Here is a 1,597-nt window from a genome sequence, read left to right as displayed (position 1 = left end):
GCCATGCCCGCCCTGGAACTTGACGTCATCGACCAGGGATTCCGCCCCGGCCATCCAGAGCAGCGCCGTCGCCCGCGGGTTGATACCGCCGGTGAACAGCCCTAGCCCCGATACGATCGCATCACCGCCTGCCGCGGTCTGGATCAGCGCCTTGGGTGCACCCACGCCCTGGAACGCGGCCGTGCCGTCCGGCAGGATGATCTGCGTCAGGCTGGGATGCAGCGCCACCAGCACGCTATCGGGGCGCAGGCGCAGCGTATCGGTGACGATGTAGCGGCCGGCGGGAAAGTAGACGACGCGATGCGTGTCGATCGCGCGCTGGATCGCGGCTGTGTCGTCGGTGCGATCATCGCCCTTGGCCCCGCCATCGCGGACATTGTACCACTCGCCGGTGGCGGGCAACGCCCGGATCGCCGCCGACCCGCGGGGGGGCAGGGCCGCAATTGGCGAAGCCTCCATCACCGTGGCGAAGCTGCCCATCCGGTCGAACCCCGGCACGGCCAGGCCGTAGTTGAACCGGGCAACGCTGTAGGCGTCGCCGCTGCCGGCGACCGTTTTGCCGCTGTCGCGGAAGTGGGCAAATGTCGGCGTGTTTGCGGCCAACGCGTTCTCGAACGAAACCTGAGTGTAGGCGGTGTTCTCATTCGAGATGATAACGGCCGCGCGCGACACGTTCTCGAACCGCAGATCCTTGCCGAACAGCCAGTCGCCGTAGCCTTCGTCGATCTCGACACCCACGGGTGTGTCACGAATGGCCACGTTGACCATCGTCAGCCCCGCCTCGTGCTCCCGGATCGCGGCGTCGCGCTGCCCTTCGAACGTGGCATCGATCAGCGCGAAGGGCCAGGCGGGGGACGGCTTCTCCGTCACGATGCCGTAGCGGCCGCCGCGAAAGTGGAGGGCCTGTCCGATATTGCCGACCTGGTACAGCCCAGCAAAGGCGGAGCCGAGATCGAAGTCCATATGCGTGACGAAGGCGTGTTGCGCCGCGTGGAAACGGATCGCCGCCGTTGCCGGATTGCCCTCGCCTACTCGAATGTCGATGTTGCTGATGCCGGAATAGAAGGATCCTGGATGGGCATCGGCGATCGCGGGGTCGAACGGCACACTGCCGTGGACCGGGAACGGTGGCGCCTGACGGGTACCCGGCCGACCACCCTCGCTCCTGCCGCCCTCGCCGCTGCGGCGCGCGCCGGCGAAGACGATCATGTTGGCGAGACCCTGCTGGAACCCGGGCGTGGCATCGCCCAGCACGATCCGCGGCCGGGTGGCGCCGGTCCCGAGCAGGCGGACGCCGGGCCACAGGAAGATGGTACGGGTGATCCGGTACTCGCCCGCAGGCAGGAACACGATGCCGCCACCACCCTGGTCGGCCGTCGCGTCGATCGCCTGCTGTATCGCGGCGCTATCATCCGCCTGTCCATCGCCTATTCCGCGCACCGTGACGGCGCGGGCATCGCTGGGCATCGTCTGCAAGGCGGAGATCCCCTGAGCTGCAAGGGGAGAGACCGTGGCCAGCAGCGCCGCGGTCAGTGCTGCCTTGAGGATGACGATCTTGAGCTGCATGGCGTAGTCCTCACAGGGCTAGGATGCGGAT

General features: G+C 67.6%; 1 protein-coding gene. It reads right to left on the bottom strand.

The features are described from left to right. The coding region (locus tag ACOJSF_RS01845; protein WP_420140537.1) for a glycosyl hydrolase family 28-related protein at nucleotides 1-1,566 on the bottom strand (1,566 nt) is incomplete at its 3' end. Nucleotides 1,567-1,597: the final 31 nt, after the last annotated feature.

The sequence above is a fragment of the Sphingomonas sp. genome (assembly GCF_048594985.1).
GTDB lineage: Bacteria > Pseudomonadota > Alphaproteobacteria > Sphingomonadales > Sphingomonadaceae > Sphingomonas_I.
This window is presented reverse-complemented; position numbering and strand designations above follow the sequence as displayed.